The organism is Micromonospora sp. NPDC047620, assembly GCF_043205005.1.
Lineage (GTDB): Bacteria > Actinomycetota > Actinomycetes > Mycobacteriales > Micromonosporaceae > Micromonospora.
In genome coordinates this window covers 197,914-213,547 of the sequence record NZ_JBIDDG010000002.1, presented here as the reverse complement: position 1 = coordinate 213,547, position 15,634 = coordinate 197,914, and the positions used below count along the sequence as shown (strand labels likewise).

13 protein-coding genes are annotated in these 15,634 nt (G+C 74.3%); 9 read left to right on the top strand and 4 right to left on the bottom strand.

Annotated elements, in window-relative coordinates:
• Positions 1-63 precede the first annotated feature (63 nt).
• Positions 64-447 (bottom strand): WhiB family transcriptional regulator, encoded by a 384-nt coding sequence (locus tag ACGF5C_RS03265; protein WP_393296258.1) that lies wholly within the window; start codon positions 445-447, stop codon positions 64-66.
• A 253-nt stretch (positions 448-700) separates the two neighbouring features.
• On the opposite strand from ACGF5C_RS03265, the gene ACGF5C_RS03260 reads away from it, so the two are divergent.
• Complete coding sequence (locus ACGF5C_RS03260; RefSeq protein ID WP_393296256.1) at positions 701-1,534, top strand: response regulator transcription factor; 834 nt, start codon at positions 701-703, stop codon at positions 1,532-1,534.
• 235 nt (positions 1,535-1,769) lie between these two features.
• Here the strand turns inward: ACGF5C_RS03260 and ACGF5C_RS03255 are convergent, their stop codons facing one another.
• The gene (locus ACGF5C_RS03255; protein WP_357455387.1) at positions 1,770-2,180 is read right to left on the bottom strand and encodes a DUF5319 domain-containing protein; all 411 of its coding nucleotides are present in this window, start codon (positions 2,178-2,180) and stop codon (positions 1,770-1,772) included.
• Positions 2,181-2,365: 185 nt separating this feature from the next.
• On the opposite strand from ACGF5C_RS03255, the gene guaB reads away from it, so the two are divergent.
• From guaB to ACGF5C_RS03235, 4 genes are all read left to right on the top strand, one after another.
• Entirely contained in the window at positions 2,366-3,928 is a 1,563-nt protein-coding gene (guaB, locus tag ACGF5C_RS03250; protein WP_350704041.1) for an IMP dehydrogenase, read from the top strand.
• A 30-nt stretch (positions 3,929-3,958) separates the two neighbouring features.
• Positions 3,959-5,077, top strand: a complete 1,119-nt coding sequence (locus ACGF5C_RS03245) for a GuaB3 family IMP dehydrogenase-related protein (protein ID WP_393296254.1) — start codon at positions 3,959-3,961, stop codon at positions 5,075-5,077.
• 49 nt (positions 5,078-5,126) lie between these two features.
• A complete protein-coding gene (locus tag ACGF5C_RS03240; protein ID WP_393296252.1) occupies positions 5,127-6,551 on the top strand; it encodes a M1 family metallopeptidase in 1,425 nt (474 codons plus the stop codon).
• 107 nt (positions 6,552-6,658) lie between these two features.
• Positions 6,659-8,116 carry a M1 family metallopeptidase gene (locus ACGF5C_RS03235; protein WP_393296250.1) on the top strand — a complete coding sequence of 486 codons (1,458 nt, stop codon included), beginning with the start codon at positions 6,659-6,661 and terminating at the stop codon, positions 8,114-8,116.
• Between the two features lie 6 nt (positions 8,117-8,122).
• Here the strand turns inward: ACGF5C_RS03235 and ACGF5C_RS03230 are convergent, their stop codons facing one another.
• Complete coding sequence (locus ACGF5C_RS03230) at positions 8,123-9,256, bottom strand: LCP family protein (RefSeq protein WP_393296248.1); 1,134 nt, start codon at positions 9,254-9,256, stop codon at positions 8,123-8,125.
• Positions 9,257-9,391: 135 nt separating this feature from the next.
• Between ACGF5C_RS03230 and ACGF5C_RS03225 the strand changes: the two genes are divergently transcribed.
• Positions 9,392-11,089: an FAD-dependent oxidoreductase gene (locus ACGF5C_RS03225; RefSeq protein WP_393296246.1), complete on the top strand. Its 1,698-nt coding sequence runs from the start codon at positions 9,392-9,394 to the stop codon at positions 11,087-11,089.
• 145 nt (positions 11,090-11,234) lie between these two features.
• A complete protein-coding gene (gene guaA / locus ACGF5C_RS03220; protein WP_393296244.1) occupies positions 11,235-12,788 on the top strand; it encodes a glutamine-hydrolyzing GMP synthase in 1,554 nt (517 codons plus the stop codon).
• Positions 12,789-12,795: 7 nt separating this feature from the next.
• On the opposite strand, the gene ACGF5C_RS03215 is transcribed toward guaA, so the two are convergent.
• On the bottom strand, positions 12,796-13,128 hold the full coding sequence (locus tag ACGF5C_RS03215; protein ID WP_393296242.1) for a PspC domain-containing protein: 333 nt from the start codon (positions 13,126-13,128) through the stop codon (positions 12,796-12,798).
• A gap of 144 nt (positions 13,129-13,272) precedes the next feature.
• Here ACGF5C_RS03215 and ACGF5C_RS03210 point away from each other — a divergent pair, with 144 nt between their 5' ends.
• Together ACGF5C_RS03210 and ACGF5C_RS03205 are read left to right on the top strand one after the other, a co-directional pair.
• Positions 13,273-14,220: an NUDIX domain-containing protein gene (locus ACGF5C_RS03210; protein ID WP_350704025.1), complete on the top strand. Its 948-nt coding sequence runs from the start codon at positions 13,273-13,275 to the stop codon at positions 14,218-14,220.
• A 129-nt stretch (positions 14,221-14,349) separates the two neighbouring features.
• Positions 14,350-15,255 (top strand): NUDIX hydrolase, encoded by a 906-nt coding sequence (locus ACGF5C_RS03205; RefSeq protein WP_393296240.1) that lies wholly within the window; start codon positions 14,350-14,352, stop codon positions 15,253-15,255.
• The last annotated feature ends 379 nt before the right edge of the window (positions 15,256-15,634 follow it).

The window sequence follows — 15,634 nt, the reverse complement described above, 5'->3', positions numbered from 1 at the left end:
GACGGCGCGACGCCGCGCCCCGGGCGGGGGCGCGGCGTCGGTGTGGTCCTCGGGTGGCCGGGCTCAGGCGATCCTGCGCTGGGCCGGGACGGTCGACTTGTGCGGCCGGCCCAGGCGAGCCTCCAGGCGGGCGATGTCGACCCGGGTCTGCCGACGGTCGGCCAGGTCCTCCCAGCCGACGGCGAGCAGCCGCAGCCGCTCGGACTCGCTGAAGCCGCCCCACACGCCGTACGGCTCCCGGACGGTGAGGGCGTGCGCGGCGCACTCGGCCCGGACGGGGCAGGTGCGGCAGACGGCCTTGGCGCCGGACTCGCGGCGCAGGCGCGACGAGCCGCGCTCGCCGTCGGGGTGGAAGAACTGTGCGCTGTCCCGGCCCCGGCAGGCACCGAGCCGCTGCCAGTCCCAGAGATCGACGATGGGTCCGGGCAGTCTACGTACGTTCGACATCAGCACCCCTCCTCCCGCGCGGCACCGCGGAGATCCATGTGAACCGGCGTCCGGGCGGCGGTCCGCGCAGGCGCGCCGTTTCCGGCCTGGATGCTCCCTACCCGAGCTTTCCCCGGCTCACACTTCTGTGATCGAAAACCTTGGACAACTAGCGGCATATGCCCTACTTGTCGGAAAAGTTCGGATGATTGCCGGGAACCTCCCCGCGACCGGACTCGGTCATGGTCTGCTCGTGGGCGGAGAGGAGACCACTGTGCGTACGGTTCTCGTGTGCGTTCGGACACCGCTTGCGGCGCAGCATCTGACGTCCGCGGCGGCCCGGCTCGGGCTGTCCGCCGTCGTGCGGACCGCCGTCTCCGATCCCGAGGTGATGTTGCGTCTGGCCGAGCGTCCGGCCGACGTGGTGCTGGCGGACACGGCCCTCACCCGGCCGGACAGCGCGGGCTTCGTGCGCCGGGTGCTCGCCCGCGCGCCGCAGGCCTCCGTGCTGCTGCTCGGCACCGAGGAGTCGGAGGCGGCCGCCGCCACCATCAGCGCCGGCGCCCGGGGCCTGATCCAGGGCGCGGACCACGACCTGACCAGCGCGGTGGCCAAGGCCCTGCTGCTGCTCGTCGCCCCCGGCCGGGCGACCCGGAGCCGGATCACCGACCCGGCGCGGGACACCGCGGCGGTCGGCGGGCCCGCCCGCGCCACCCCGGCCGGCCGGCCGCCGGCCGACCCGGGCCCCGCCTGGTCGACCCCGTCCGCAGACGGCGCGGGCGGCGCGCCGACCGTGGTGCCGGCGCAACGCGGCGACGACCCCGCCGACCCGGCCGACCCGGCCGGTGAGCCGGCGGAGCCGGTGCCCGCGGGGCAGCGCGGCGCGTCCGGCGCGCGCGGCGGCCGGTCCCAGATCGGGCTGACCGAGCGTGAGCTCCAGGTGCTGCTCGGCATGGCGGAGGGCAAGAGCAACGCCGAGATCGGCCGCGAACTGTTCGTCTCGGAGGACACGGTGAAGACCCACGCCCGCCGGCTGTTCCGCAAGCTCGGCGCCCGGGACCGCGCGCACGCCGTGGCCGCCGGCTTCCGGGCCGGGCTGGTGGCCTGAGCCCGGAATGCCGGGCCGGAGGCCTGAGCCCGGAATGCCGGGCCGGAGGCCTGTGCCCGGAATGCCGGGCCGTGGGCTGAGCCCGGAATGCCGGGCCGGTGGGCTGAGCCCGGCGCGCCTGGCCGGTGGGCTGGCGAGCGCGGCCGCCGGCTGCCGCTCGGTGCCGAGCGCGCGGCGCCGGGCCGGCGAGCTGCCGGGTGTGGCCGGCGGCCGGTGCCCCCGCGGCGGCCGTGCCTCAGCTCTCCGTGCCGGGCTCCTCGTCCGAGCCCTCGGTCAGGGTGTCGTGCACGCCGTCCGCGTAGCCCCGGGCGTAGTCCCAGGTGACGTAGTGGTCCGGGTCGGGGTCGTAGGCCGGCTCGTGCACCCGGGGCCGCCCGGAGCTGAGCAGGTGACGCAGGTTGCCCCGGAGCAGGTCCCAGTCGAAGTAGTGCGGCTCCCGGCAGTCCTCGCACTCGATGACCAGCCCGCGCACCCCGATCGGCGCCAGCAGCGCCTGGTAGATCTCCAGGTCGGCGAGGTCCTCCAGCACGTCCTGCCGCTCGACGTCGGTCAGCGGGTCGAGCGGGGCGTCGTCGCCCGGATCGTGCAGACCGGCGGCCGGGTCGGCCGGGTCGCCGTTGAAGGGGTCGATGGGCTCGTCGTGCACCCCCTCACCGTAGACCCAACGCCGGGGCCGCGTCCGCCCCCGGGCCGTCGGTGACCTGCGCCGCCACCGGCGGGGGCGGCCCAGGTCAGTGGGTACGATGGGACGACGCGCAGTCACCCGGCGTGCGCCGGCGCCCGCCCGCGCCACCTCGCTGAAGCCCGTCCGAGCAGCTCAGGGGAGCAATCGTGGAAATTTCGCCCAGCACCGATCTGCCGACCGCCGCCGACAGCGGCGAGCTGGGCGGCCACCTGCCGGAGTTGCCCGCCGGCTCGGCCCGGGTGGTCCCGCTCGGCCTGACCTTCGACGACGTGCTGCTCCAGCCGGGCGAGTCGGACGTGGTGCCCAGCCGGGTCAACACGGTGACGAAGCTGACCCGCAACATCAACCTGAGCGTCCCGCTGCTCTCCAGCGCGATGGACACGGTGACCGAGGCGCGGATGGCGATCGCGATGGCCCGCCAGGGCGGCATCGGCGTGCTGCACCGCAACCTCTCCCTGGAGGACCAGGCCCTCCAGGTCGACCTGGTCAAGCGCTCCGAGTCCGGCATGATCACCAACCCGGTGACCGCCAGCCCCAACGACACCCTGCGGGACGTCGACGCGCTCTGCGGGCGCTACCGCATCTCCGGCGTGCCGGTGGTGGACGGCGAGGGCCAGCTGGTCGGCATCGTCACCAACCGCGACATGCGCTTCGTCTCCGACCCGGCCACCCCGGTCCGCGAGATCATGACCCGCACCCCGCTGGTCACCGCCCCGGTCGGGGTGAGCAAGGACGACGCCCTGGGCCTGCTGCGCCAGCACAAGGTCGAGAAGCTGCCGATCGTCGACGAGTCGGGCCGGCTGCGCGGGCTGATCACGGTCAAGGACTTCACCAAGAGCGAGCAGTACCCGAACGCCACCAAGGACGACGCCGGCCGGCTGCGGGTCGCCGCCGCCGTCGGGGTGGGCGACGACGCGTACAAGCGGGCACGGGCGCTGGTCGACGCGGGCGTCGACGTGCTGATCGTGGACACCGCGCACGGCCACCAGCGGGCGGTGCTGGACATGGTCCGCCAGCTCAAGAAGGACGTCACGATCGACATCGTGGGCGGCAACGTGGCCACGTACGCCGGCGCGAAGGCGCTGGTCGACGCGGGCGCCGACGGCGTGAAGGTCGGGGTCGGCCCGGGTGCCATCTGCACCACCCGGATCGTCGCCGGGGTCGGCGTACCGCAGATCACCGCGATCATGGAGGCCGCCCGCGCCGCGCGGCCGGCCGGCGTCCCCGTGATCGGCGACGGCGGCATCCAGTACTCGGGCGACATCGCCAAGGCGCTGGTCGCGGGCGCCGACACGGTGATGCTCGGCAGCCTGCTGGCCGGCTGCGAGGAGAGCCCCGGCGAGCTGATCTTCATCAACGGCAAGCAGTACAAGGCGTACCGGGGCATGGGCTCGCTCGGCGCGATGCAGTCCCGCGGCCAGGCCAAGTCCTACTCGAAGGACCGCTACTTCCAGCAGGACGTGCTCGCCGAGGACAAGCTGGTCCCCGAGGGCGTCGAGGGCCAGGTGCCCTACCGCGGCCCGCTGTCCGCCGTCGCCCACCAGCTCATCGGCGGGCTGCGCGCCGCGATGGGATACGTCGGCGCGGAGAGCATCCCCGAGCTGCACCGCCGCGGTCAGCTCATCCGGATCACGGCGGCCGGGCTCAAGGAGAGCCACCCGCACGACATCCAGATGACGGTCGAGGCGCCCAACTACCACTCCCGCTGACCATCCCCCCTGTGACAACTGGAGTCCCCCATGCGTGACGTGGTCGAGATCGGGCTGGGCAAGACCGCGCAGCGCGGCTACCACCTGGACGACATCGCCGTCGTGCCGAGCCGCCGGACGCGGGACGTCGACGACGTCTCCACCGCCTGGCAGCTCGACGCGTACCAGTTCGGCATCCCCTGCGTCGGGCACCCCTCCGACGCGACGATGAGCCCGGCGTCCGCCGTCCGGCTCGGCCAGCTCGGCGGCCTCGGCGTGCTCAACGTCGAGGGCCTGTGGACCCGCTACGAGAACCCGACGAAGGTCCTGGAGGAGCTGTCCGCGCTGGGCGAGGACGCCCGTGCCACCAAGCGGCTCCAGGAGGTGTACGCGGAGCCGATCCGCCCCGACCTGATCGCCGAGCGGGTCCGTGAGCTGCGCGCCGGCGGCGGGACGGTGGCCGTCCGGGTCAGCCCGCAGCACACCCTGGCGCTGGCCCCGGTGATCCTCGACGCCGGCGTGGACATCCTGGTCATCCAGGGCACCATCGTCTCGGCCGAGCACGTCTCCACCACCGAGGAGCCGCTGAACCTCAAGGAGTTCATCGCCGACCTGGACCTCCCGGTCATCGTCGGCGGCTGCACGGACTACAAGACGGCGCTGCACCTGATGCGCACCGGCGCGGCCGGTGTGATCGTCGGCATCGGCGGCGACGACTGGTCGACCACGGACTCCGTGCTCGGCATCCGGGTGCCGATGGCGACCGCGATCGCCGACGCCGCCGCGGCCCGCCGGGACTACCTCGACGAGACCGGCGGCCGGTACGTGCACCTGATCGCCGACGGCGACATCCAGACCTCGGGCGACATCGCGAAGGCCCTCGGCTGCGGCGCGGACGCGGTGATGCTCGGCGAGCCGCTGTCGCTCTGCGCGGAGGCGCCGGCCGGCGGCGCCTGGTGGCACTCCGCTGCCAGCCACCCGTCCCTGCCCCGGGGCGCGTTCGAGGTGGCCGGCGAGCCGCTGGGGCCGATGGAGCAGCTGCTCTTCGGCCCGGCGGACGAGCCGGACGGCCAGCTCAACCTCTTCGGCGGGCTGCGCCGGGCGATGGCCAAGTGCGGCTACCGCGACCTCAAGGAGTTCCAGAAGGTCGGCCTGGTCCTCGACCGCTGACCGCACGAAGAAGCACCGCACGCACCGGTCGCGCCGATAGGCTCGGCCGGTGCGTCGTACTCCCGACCGGATCCGCCCGACGCTCGTCGCCGTGGCGGCGGCGCTCGCGCTGCTGGTCGCCTGCACCACCGATGCCGCCGACCGGCGGGGCGGGCGCGACGGTCTGCGCCCGGGCAGCGTCGACCTCGCCGACCCGTACGTGCCGGGCGCCGGCAACGGCGGGTACGACGTCTCGCACTACCGCCTGGCGGTCCGGTACGACCCGGCGGCCGACCGGTTGACCGGGCGGGCGAAGGTCGTGGCGACGGCGGTGCACGGGCTGTCCCGGTTCACTCTCGACCTCGCCGGCCTCGACGTCGCCGCGGTCACGATGGGCGGCACCCGCGCCGAGCACCGGCGCGACGGCGACGAGCTGGTGGTGACCCCGCGCCACGAGCTCCCGCAGGGCCGGCAGTTCGCGGTCGAGGTGGACTACTCGGGAGTGCCGACCGCGAAGGCCGACGGGCAGCTCGGCACCGGCGGGTTCCTGCACACCGCCGACGGCGCGATCGCGCTCGGGCAGCCCTGGTCGGCGGCCACCTGGTTCCCGGTCAACGACCACCCGTCGGACAAGGCCACGTACGACATCGAGGTGACCGTCCCGGACGGGCTGGCCGCGCTGAGCAACGGGGTGCCGGGGGAGAGGACGAGCGCTGACGGCTGGACCACCTGGCGGTGGGCCGAGCCGGCGCTGATGGCCAGCTACCTCACCACGCTGGTGATCGGCGACTACCGGGTGCAGACCGGCACGCACGCCGGCAAGCCGATGGTCACCGCCGTGCCGGCGCACCTGCCGGCCACCGGCCCCGAGGCCGCCTCGCTCGCCCGTACCGGCGAGATCGCCGACTTCCTGGCCAGCCGGTTCGGGCCGTACCCGTTCGACGCCTACGGCGGGGTCGTGGTCACCGACGCCCGGGTCGGCTACGCGCTCGAGACCCAGTCCCGACCGGTCTACGGGCCCGGCTTCTTCCGCAGCGGTCGCCCCAACCTCGCGGTGGTCGCGCACGAGCTGGCCCACCAGTGGTTCGGCAACAGCGTGACGCTGACCCGGTGGAGCGACATCTGGCTCAACGAGGGCTTCGCCAGCTACGCGGAGTGGCTGTGGGAGGAGCACGACGGCGGTCGCAGCGCGCAGCGCACCTTCGAACTGGAGTACGCCGCCACCGACTGGTCCCGCCGGGTCGTCGACCCCGGACGGTCGGGGCTGTTCGGCACGACCGTCTACAAGCGCGGGGCGCTCACCGTGCACGCGCTGCGCCGCACGGTCGGCGACGACGCGTTCTTCCGCATCCTGCGCACCTGGACGGCCGAGCGGCGGGGCGGCAACGCCACCACCGAGGACCTGGTCGCCCTGGCCGAACGGGTCTCCGGGAAGCCCCTGCGCCAGCTCTTCGACGCCTGGCTCGTCGGCCGGTCCGCCCCCGCCCTGCCCTGACGCGGCTTCCAGGGCCGCTCGGTAGGCTGCCGCCGGACCGGCCTGGCGCGGGTCCGGCACGGGGTCGCCGGTGGGGCAGCCGGCGGCACAGGGGAAGGGACGAGGCGATGACGCTGTCGCGGCGGGTTCTGCGCGCGGGCACCGGCCTGCTGCTGATCGGGGCGCTCGGGTTGACCGGGTGCGGGTCGGCCGACGAACCGGCCCCGGCCACGACCACCGCCTCGCCGAGCGCGGCCCGCCAGTTCAAGCCCGGGGCGGCCGGCGTCGGCGACGAGTACTTCCCGACCTACGGCAACGGCGGGTACGACGTCAGCCGCTACACGGTGAAGGTCCGCTACGAGCCGGAGCGGGACCGGCTCACCGGCACCACCACCCTCCAGGCGGCGGCGACGAAGGACCTGTCGGCGTTCAACCTGGACCTGGCCGGGCTGACCGTGCGGTCGGTGACGGTGGACGGCGCCCCGGCGAAGCACAGCCGCAAGGACGACGAGCTGGTGGTCACGCCGGCCAGCGGCCTGGTCGCGGGCAACGGCTTCGTCGCCGAGATCGCGTACGAGGGCGAGCCGGAGCCGCTGCGCAGCGACCTCCTCGGCGTCGGGGGCTTCCTGCACACCGCCGACGGCGCCATCGCGCTCGGCCAGCCCGAGTCGGCGAGCACCTGGTTCCCGGTCAACGACCACCCCTCGGACAAGGCCACCTACGACTTCGAGATCACCGTCCCGAAGGGACTGACGGCGGTCAGCAACGGCGTGCCGGCGGGAAGGAGCACGGCCGGTGACTGGACCACCTGGAAGTGGGCCGAGCGCAGCCCGATGGCGAGCTATCTCAGCACCGTCGTGATCGGAAAGTTCCGGATCACGGAGGGCGAGCACAAGGGACGGCCGGTGTTCCACGCGGTCACCACCGACCTGCCGGAGGGCGCGGCGGACCGGTCGATCGCCGACACGGTCGAGGTGGCCGACTATCTGGAGAGCGTCTTCGGGCCGTACCCGTTCGGGGCGTACGGCGGCGTGGTGATCTCCGACGCCCGGATCCGGTACGCCCTGGAGACGCAGAGCCGCCCGGTCTACTCGGCGGGCTTCTTCCGCGGCGGCGAGAACACCGGGGTGGTCGCGCACGAGCTGGCCCACCAGTGGTTCGGCAACAGCGTGTCGCTGGCGAGGTGGCAGGACATCTGGCTCAACGAGGGGCTCGCCACGTACGCCGAGTGGCTCTGGGCCGAGCACGACGGCGGGCGCACCGCCCAGCAGGCGTTCGACGACCGGTACGCCGGCTCGTCCGGCCAGGTCTGGCGGACGCCGCCCGGCGAGCCGGGGGTGGCGAACCTGTTCGGCGAGTCGGTCTACCAGCGCGGCGGGATGACCGTGCACGCGCTGCGGGTGGCTGTCGGCGACAAGGCGTTCTTCGAGATCCTGAGGACGTGGGCGGCGCAGAAGCGGGACGGCAACGCCACCACGGCCGAGTTCGTCGCGCTGGCCGAGCGGGTCTCGGGCAAGAAGCTCGACGACCTCTTCGACGACTGGCTGCGCGGCACCGAGCGCCCCGCCCGGCCCGAGCCGCTGTGACGGCGGTCAGCCCTTGACGCGCAGCTCCGGGTGGGCGGCGAGGTACGCGTCCGCCCGGCCGGCGCGCAGCTCGGTGAGGAACTTCCGGCCGGCCGGCTCGAGCTGCTCGCCCCGGTAGGCGCTGCCCTGGCCCACCCCCTCGCCGGGCAGGCCGACCAGCACGAACCGGTCCGGCGACAGCCCGCCGAGGGCGTACGCGACGTCCACGATCCGCGGCCCGCCCGCGTAGACCAGCGTGTCGCCGAGCGCGTCCACCACCTGCTGGACGCGCTCCGGCTGCCGGGCCAGGTCCTCGTCGAGGATCTTGGTCACCAGCGCCTTGACCAGCTGCTGCTGGTGGCGCTGCCGGGCGTAGTCGCCGCCGGTGATGTAGCGCTGCCGGGCGTAGTCCAGCGCCTGCCAGCCGGTGAGGTGCCGCTCACCCTTCTCGTAGACCATCTGCGGCCCGACGTAGCCGCCGCCGCCCGGGGCGGGCTCCCGGTGCCGGCCGTCCGGGCGGCGGTGCAGCGAGACCACCCGCTGGTCGACGTAGAGGTCCACCCCGCCCAGGGCGTCCACCAGCTTGTCGAAGCCGTTGAAGGTGAGCACCGCGCCAGCGTCGAAGCGCAGCCCGGTGTAGCCGCTGACCGTGCTGCGCAGCAGCTCGAACCCCTGGGCGGTGCTCGGCTGCTCGGGTTTGCCCGGCACCCGGCTGCCGTAGCTCATCGCGTGGGTGAGCTTGGTCTTCCCGCCGCCGTAGTCGGCCTTCGGGAAGGCCGGGATGTCGACCAGCAGGTCGCGGGGGAGGGAGAAGAGGTACGCCCGGTCGAGCCCCTTCGGCACGTGGACCACCAGCACGGCGTCGCCGTGCGGCTCCCAGCCGGGCACGCTGACCCGGGTGTCCACCCCGACCAGCAGGAGGTTGAGCGGGCCGGTGATGCCGGCGCCCGGCGGTGCCGTGGGGCTCGGGGTGGGATCTGCGCGCGGCGTGGCGCTCGCGGCCGGCGTGGCGGTGGCGGCGGTCGGTCCGGTCCGCCGTGACCCGTCGTCGCCGACGAGGCGGGTGACCACCAGCACGCCGGCGGCCACCAGCACCACCGCCGCGAGGGCGGCGAGCCCCAGCACCCACCTCGGGCGCTGTGCCCCTGTCCCCTGAGCCATGCGACACCCCCGTGTGAATCAACGTTCGGACTTCGGGCCCGGGTTCGGGTGGGCGTCCCCGGATCGACGGACCGGAGCATGATCGCGCGGAAACCCGTGCTGGCGCGATGGCTACTCAGCGGTAATGATGCGTGCATGCGGTACGACGTGGTCGTCATCGGGTCCGGCTTCGGCGGCAGCGTCACCGCGCTCCGGCTGGCCGAGAAGGGCTATGCGGTCGGTGTGCTGGAGGCCGGGCGTCGCTTCGCCGACGACGAGTTCCCGCAGACCTCCTGGCGGCTGCGCCGCTTCCTCTGGGCGCCCCGCCTCGGCTGCTACGGCCTCCAGCGGATCACGCTGCTGCGGGCGGCCGACCGGAAGGCCGGCGGCGGGGTGCTGGTGCTCTCCGGGGCCGGGGTGGGCGGCGGCTCGCTGGTCTACGCGAACACCCTCTACGAGCCGCTGGACGCCTTCTACGCCGACCCGCAGTGGCGGGGCATCACCGACTGGCGCGACGAGTTGGCCCGCCACTACGACCAGGCGAAGCGGATGCTCGGTGTCACCGCGTACCCCGTCGTCACTCCCGCGGACCGGGCGATGCGGGCGGTGGCCGAGCGGATGGGGGTCGGGCACACGTTCCGCGCCACCCCGGTCGGCGTGCACATCGGTCGGCCCGGTCAGCGGGTCGCCGACCCCTACTTCGGCGGCGCCGGCCCGGAGCGCACCGGCTGCACGCACTGCGGCGCGTGCATGACGGGCTGCCGGTACGGCGCGAAGAACACCCTGGTCAAGAACTACCTGTGGCTGGCCGAGCGGCTCGGCGCCCGGGTGCACCCGCTGACCACGGTGACCGCCGTGCGCCCGGCGGAGGGCGGCGGGTACGCGGTGCACACCGTGCGCACCGGGGCCTGGCCGCGCGCACGGCGGCAGGTGGTCCACGCCGACCAGGTCGTCTTCGCGGCCGGCGCCCTCGGCACGCAGCGGCTGCTGCACGCGATGCGGGCCGAGGGGGCGCTGCCCGCGCTCTCGCCCCGCCTCGGCGAGCTGACCCGGACCAACTCGGAGGCGATCCTCGGCGCCTCCGTGCCCCGCTGGCGGGCCCGCGCCGACGGGCTCGACTTCACCGAGGGGGTGGCGATCAGCAGTTCGTTCCACCCCGACCCGCAGACCCACATCGAGCCGGTCCGCTACGGGCGGGGCTCGAACGCGATGGGGCTGCTCCAGTCGCTGCTGGTCGACGGCGGCCCGCACCGGGTGCGCCGCTGGCTGGGCACGCTGCTGCGCCAGCCCGGCCCGGCGGCCCGGCTGCTGTCGGTGCGCGACTGGTCGGAGCGGACGGTGATCGCCCTGGTCATGCAGTCGGCGGACAACTCGCTGACCACCCGGTTGCGGCGCGGCCCGCTGGGGCGGCGCCTGGTCTCCGGGCCGGGGCACGGCGTGCCCAACCCGACGTGGATCCCCGCGGGCAACCGGGCGGCCCGGCTGCTCGCCGAGGAGATCGGCGGTACGCCCGGCGGGACGCTGACCGAGCCGTTCGACATCCCGATGACCGCGCACATCCTCGGCGGGGCGGTGATCGGTGCCACCCCGGCCGACGGCGTGGTCGACCCGTGGCACCGGGTCTTCGGCCACCCGGGGCTGCACGTGGTCGACGGCGCGGCGGTCTCGGCGAACCTCGGGGTGAACCCGTCGCTGACCATCACCGCCCAGGCGGAACGCGCCATGTCCTTCTGGCCCAACAAGGGCGAGGAGGACCCCCGCCCGCCCCTGAACTCCCCGTACGTCCGCGTGGACCCGGTCCCCCCGCGCCACCCGGCGGTGCCCCCGCACGCCCCCGGCGCCCTCCGCCCCTGATCTCCCGCGATCCTGCACTTTCGGCCCCCGCTGTGCGGTTTTCGGGCCGCATGTCCGGGCGGAGAATGCAAGATCGCGCGCGGCGGGGGTGACGTGTGGCGGGCCGTCGTGGGCGCGGGCGTGACGGTGGGTAGGCTTTCTGCACATGAGCACGCCTCGCCCCGTCCTCGTGGTGGACTTCGGAGCCCAGTACGCCCAGCTCATCGCGCGCCGGGTGCGCGAGGCCAACGTCTACTCCGAGATCGTCCCGCACTCAATGCCGGTCGCCGAGATGCTGGCGAAGGACCCGGCCGCGATCATCCTCTCCGGCGGCCCGTCCAGCGTCTACGCGCCGGACGCCCCGCAGATCGACGCCGGCATGTTCGACTCCGGGGTGCCGGTCTTCGGCATCTGCTACGGCTTCCAGGCGATGGCCCAGGCCCTCGGCGGCACGGTGGCCCGCACCGGCAACCGCGAGTACGGCGGCACCCCGCTGCGCGCCCGCCCGGAGGCCGGCGTGCTGCTCCGCGAGCTGCCGGACGACCTGCCGGTGTGGATGAGCCACGGTGACTGCGTCACGGAGGCCCCGGCGGGCTTCGCGGTGACCGCCGAGTCGGCGGGCGCGCCGGTCGCCGCGTTCGAGGACCTGGCCGGCCGCCGGGCCGGCGTGCAGTTCCACCCAGAGGTCGGGCACACCGCGCACGGCCAGGAGATGCTGCGCCGCTTCCTCTACGACATCGCCGGCATCGCGCCGACCTGGACGCCCGAGAACATCATCGACGAGCAGGTCGCCCGGATCCGCGAGCAGGTGGGCGACAAGGAGGTCATCTGCGCACTGAGCGGCGGGGTCGACTCGGCCGTCGCCGCCGCGCTGGTGCACCGGGCCGTCGGCGACCAGCTCACCTGCGTCTTCGTCGACCACGGCCTGCTGCGCGCGGGCGAGGCCGAGCAGGTGGAGAAGGACTACGTCGCCGCCACCGGCATCAAGCTGAAGGTGGTCGACGCTGCCGACCGGTTCCTGGGCGCGCTGGCCGGGGTGACCGACCCGGAGCAGAAGCGCAAGATCATCGGCCGGGAGTTCATCCGGGTGTTCGAGGCCGCCGCGCGGGAGATCGCCGCCCACGGCGACGTCGAGTTCCTCGTCCAGGGCACCCTCTACCCGGACGTGGTCGAGTCCGGCGGCGGCACCGGCACCGCCAACATCAAGAGCCACCACAACGTCGGCGGCCTGCCGGAGGACCTGAAGTTCAGCCTGGTCGAGCCGCTGCGCACGCTGTTCAAGGACGAGGTCCGGGCGCTCGGTCTCCAGCTCGGCCTGCCGGAGGCGATGGTCTGGCGGCACCCGTTCCCGGGTCCCGGCCTGGCGATCCGGATCATCGGCGCGGTCGACCGGGAGCGTCTCGACCTGCTCCGCCAGGCCGACCTGATCGCCCGCGAGGAGTTGACCGCCGCCGGGCTGGACCGGGGCGTCTGGCAGTTCCCGGTGGTGCTCCTGGCCGACGTGCGCAGCGTCGGGGTGCAGGGCGACGGCCGCAGCTACGGGCATCCCGTGGTGCTGCGGCCGGTCTCCAGCGAGGACGCGATGACCGCCGACTGGTCCCGGCTGCCGTACGAGGTGATCGCCCGGATCTCCACCCGGATCACCAACGAGGTCGCCGAGGTCAACCGGGTGGTGCTCGACGTCACCAGCAAGCCGCCGGGCACCATCGAGTGGGAGTGACCCGGCCTCACGCCGCCGGCGGGTAGGTCGGCGGCGTGGGCTGCGCCACGGTCGGCTGCGCGGCGGTCGGCTGCGCCACCGTGGGCGGCGCGGCCTGCGCCGGGTGCGGCCAGGCGGGGGCGTCGGCCGGCTCCTCGGGCATCAGGAACCACATGATCGGGTACGCGAGCAGCGCGAGCCCGCCGGTGAGCAGGCCGGTGACCGCGAAGACCACCCGGACGAGCGTGGGGTCGACGGCGAAGTAGCGGCCGAGGCCGCTGGCCACCCCGGCGACGATGCGGTCCGTGACGGGGCGGCGGAGCTGCTTGTACGGGGGCTGGGAAGAGGCGGTGGAAGTCATGCCTCCACCATCCGCGCCGCCGACCCGGCCGACCTCGGTGACCGCCCGGAGCCTTACCCTGACCTGCCCCTGAGGCGCGAGCATTGAGTCAAGAATCTGACTCTTTTCGATGCAGGCAACCCGGGCGGGGGAGAATTTGGCCCCGTGACCACCATGCTGGAGCCGCTCCGCAGGATCGCGGCATACGCAGTTTGTGCTGATTCAGTCGGCCGAGTGTTGCTGGTCCGCGCATCGGAGCGCTCCGGCACTCCCGGCACGTGGTCGCTGCCCGGCGGGGCGGTCGATCACGGTGAGGACCCGAACCACACCGTCGTCCGCGAGACCGCCGCCGAGACCGGCCTCTCCGTCACCGTCGACGGCCTGCACGACGTGCTGGCCGACATGCGGGCGCTGCCGGACCGGGGCATCACCATCCACACCGACCGCCTGATCTACCACGTCTCCGTCCGGGGCGGGACCCTCACCGACCGGGTCGACCGGCCGACCGACCTGGCCCGCTGGTTCACCCCGGAGGAGGCCCGCGAGCTGCCGCTGCGGTCGTTCACGGCGCGCGCCCTCGGGGTGCCCGCCTCGTCCGCCGACATCGTCCCGGACGAGCCGCCGGAATTCCCCTCGTTCTACGCCGTGCCCGGTCCGGACGGGCTGCACCGGGCCCAGCGCTTCGCCGCGTACGCCGTGGTGACCGACCCGGACGGGCGGGTGCTGCTCACCCGGGTCTCCGACGGCTACCCGGGCGCGGGCTGCTGGCACCTGCCCGGCGGCGGCACGGACTACGGCGAGCAGCCCGGCGCGGCCCTGATCCGGGAACTGGTCGAGGAGACCGGGCAGACCGGCCGCCTCGTCGAGCTGCTCGGCGTGGCCAGCCACCGGGACGCCGCGTCCCTGGGCCCGGAGGGTTACCCGATCGACTGGCACGGCGTCCGCGCGTTCTACCGGGTCGTGGTCGACAAGCCGGCCCCGCCCACCGTCGCCGACGTGGGTGGCTCCACCTGCGAGGCCCGCTGGTTCGCCCGGGAGGAGCTGGGCGCCCTCCCCACCGACCGCCTGACCGAGGTCACCGCCGAGGCCGTCCAGGCCGCCCGCCTGGCCTGACCCGCGTCGCGCGCCCCCTTCTCCCACCCGTCCGCCGATCATGAGGTTGACCGGGCGGCACGTCGACTCCGCTGCCGCTAACCTCATGATCGACGGAGCGGGTCGGCGCGGGCGGGGGAGTGCGGGCGGGTGGAGGAACGGCGGCGGGTCGGGGCGTACGGGGTGTGTCGGGGCGCCGGCGGTCGGGTGCTGCTGGCCCGGGGCTCGGCCTCGTGCCCGTATCCCGGCGTCTGGCAGCTGCCGGGCGGCGGGCTTGAGCACGCGGAGGATCCCGCGCACGCCGTGGTCCGTGAGTTCGCCGAGGAGACCGGCCTCACCGTGGAGGTGGCCGGGCTGCGGGCCGTGCTCGCCGACGTGGCCAGGTTCCGTGACTCCGGCGTCGCGGTGCACACCGACCGCCTCGTCTTCGACGTCACGGTGCGTGACGGCGAACCGCGGCCGGAGCCGGCCGGCGGCAGCGACGAGCTGGCCTGGTTCGCCCCCGACGAGGCGGCGGCGGTGCCGCTGATGCCGTTCACCGCCGAGGTGCTCGGCCTCCCCGTCACGCCCCTGCCGGCGGGCCTGCCCCGGGCGCTGCCCCGCGAGGGCGCGCCGTCGGCCGACCGGCGGCAGCGCTTCGGGGCGTACGGGCTGGTGACCGACCCGGCCGGGCGGGTGCTGCTCGCCATGATCGCCGACGGCTATCCGGGGGCCGGCCGGTGGCACCTGCCCGGCGGCGGCACCGACCACGGGGAGCAGCCGGTCGCCGCCCTGCTGCGCGAGCTGGTCGAGGAGTCCGGTCAGCTCGGCCGGGTGGTCGAGCTGGTCGGCGTCGACAACCTGCACAACCCGGCCGCGCTGGGCCCGGAGGGGCGCCCGCTGGACTGGCACGGCGTCCGGGTGGTCTACCGGGTGGCGGTCGACGCGCCGACCGAGCCGCGGGTGACGGAGCTGGCCGGGGGCTCGACCGCCCGGGCCGCCTGGTTCACCCCGGAGCAGCTCGCCGGGCTGCGGCTCACCGAGATCGCCGCCCTGGCGCTGGGCCGGTCCCGCTGACGACGATCGCCGGCTCGCGCCTGGTGCGCCCGGCCGGCTGTGACATCGATTACGGTCCATAATCGGACGTCGGGGCAGGCGGCGGATCTCGCCGAGCCGGTGGCGAGGGCGTCCGGTACATTCGATGTGGGGTTGGTGGAGGAAACGGGCGATGGAGCCCGGGTTGGGAATAAGAGGCGGTTCGCGCGGTTTAAGGGAGATATAAGTGCCGCCGCCAGCTATCGCCAATCCCCGTTCCCCTATGCGATGGTGTACTCCGCAAAATGGCTGCCGGGCCAGAAAGGTCCGGCACGAGACAGCCGGACACCCGCCCCCGTGGCGGTCAGCCGATCCGGTGATGGAGGAAACGTGCCGAGAGCCCCATGGCGCCGGCGTCGTA

Bases quoted from the DNA above. Each gene is read 5' to 3' on its own strand.
- ACGF5C_RS03265 (WP_393296258.1), bottom strand. From the start codon at position 447: ATGTCGAACGTACGTAGACTGCCCGGACCCATCGTCGATCTCTGGGAC.
- ACGF5C_RS03245 (WP_393296254.1), top strand. From the start codon at position 3,959: ATGCGTGACGTGGTCGAGATCGGGCTGGGCAAGACCGCGCAGCGCGGC.
- ACGF5C_RS03235 (WP_393296250.1), top strand. From the start codon at position 6,659: ATGACGCTGTCGCGGCGGGTTCTGCGCGCGGGCACCGGCCTGCTGCTG.
- ACGF5C_RS03230 (WP_393296248.1), bottom strand. From the start codon at position 9,256: ATGGCTCAGGGGACAGGGGCACAGCGCCCGAGGTGGGTGCTGGGGCTC.
- ACGF5C_RS03225 (WP_393296246.1), top strand. From the start codon at position 9,392: ATGCGGTACGACGTGGTCGTCATCGGGTCCGGCTTCGGCGGCAGCGTC.
- guaA (WP_393296244.1), top strand. From the start codon at position 11,235: ATGAGCACGCCTCGCCCCGTCCTCGTGGTGGACTTCGGAGCCCAGTAC.
- ACGF5C_RS03215 (WP_393296242.1), bottom strand. From the start codon at position 13,128: ATGACTTCCACCGCCTCTTCCCAGCCCCCGTACAAGCAGCTCCGCCGC.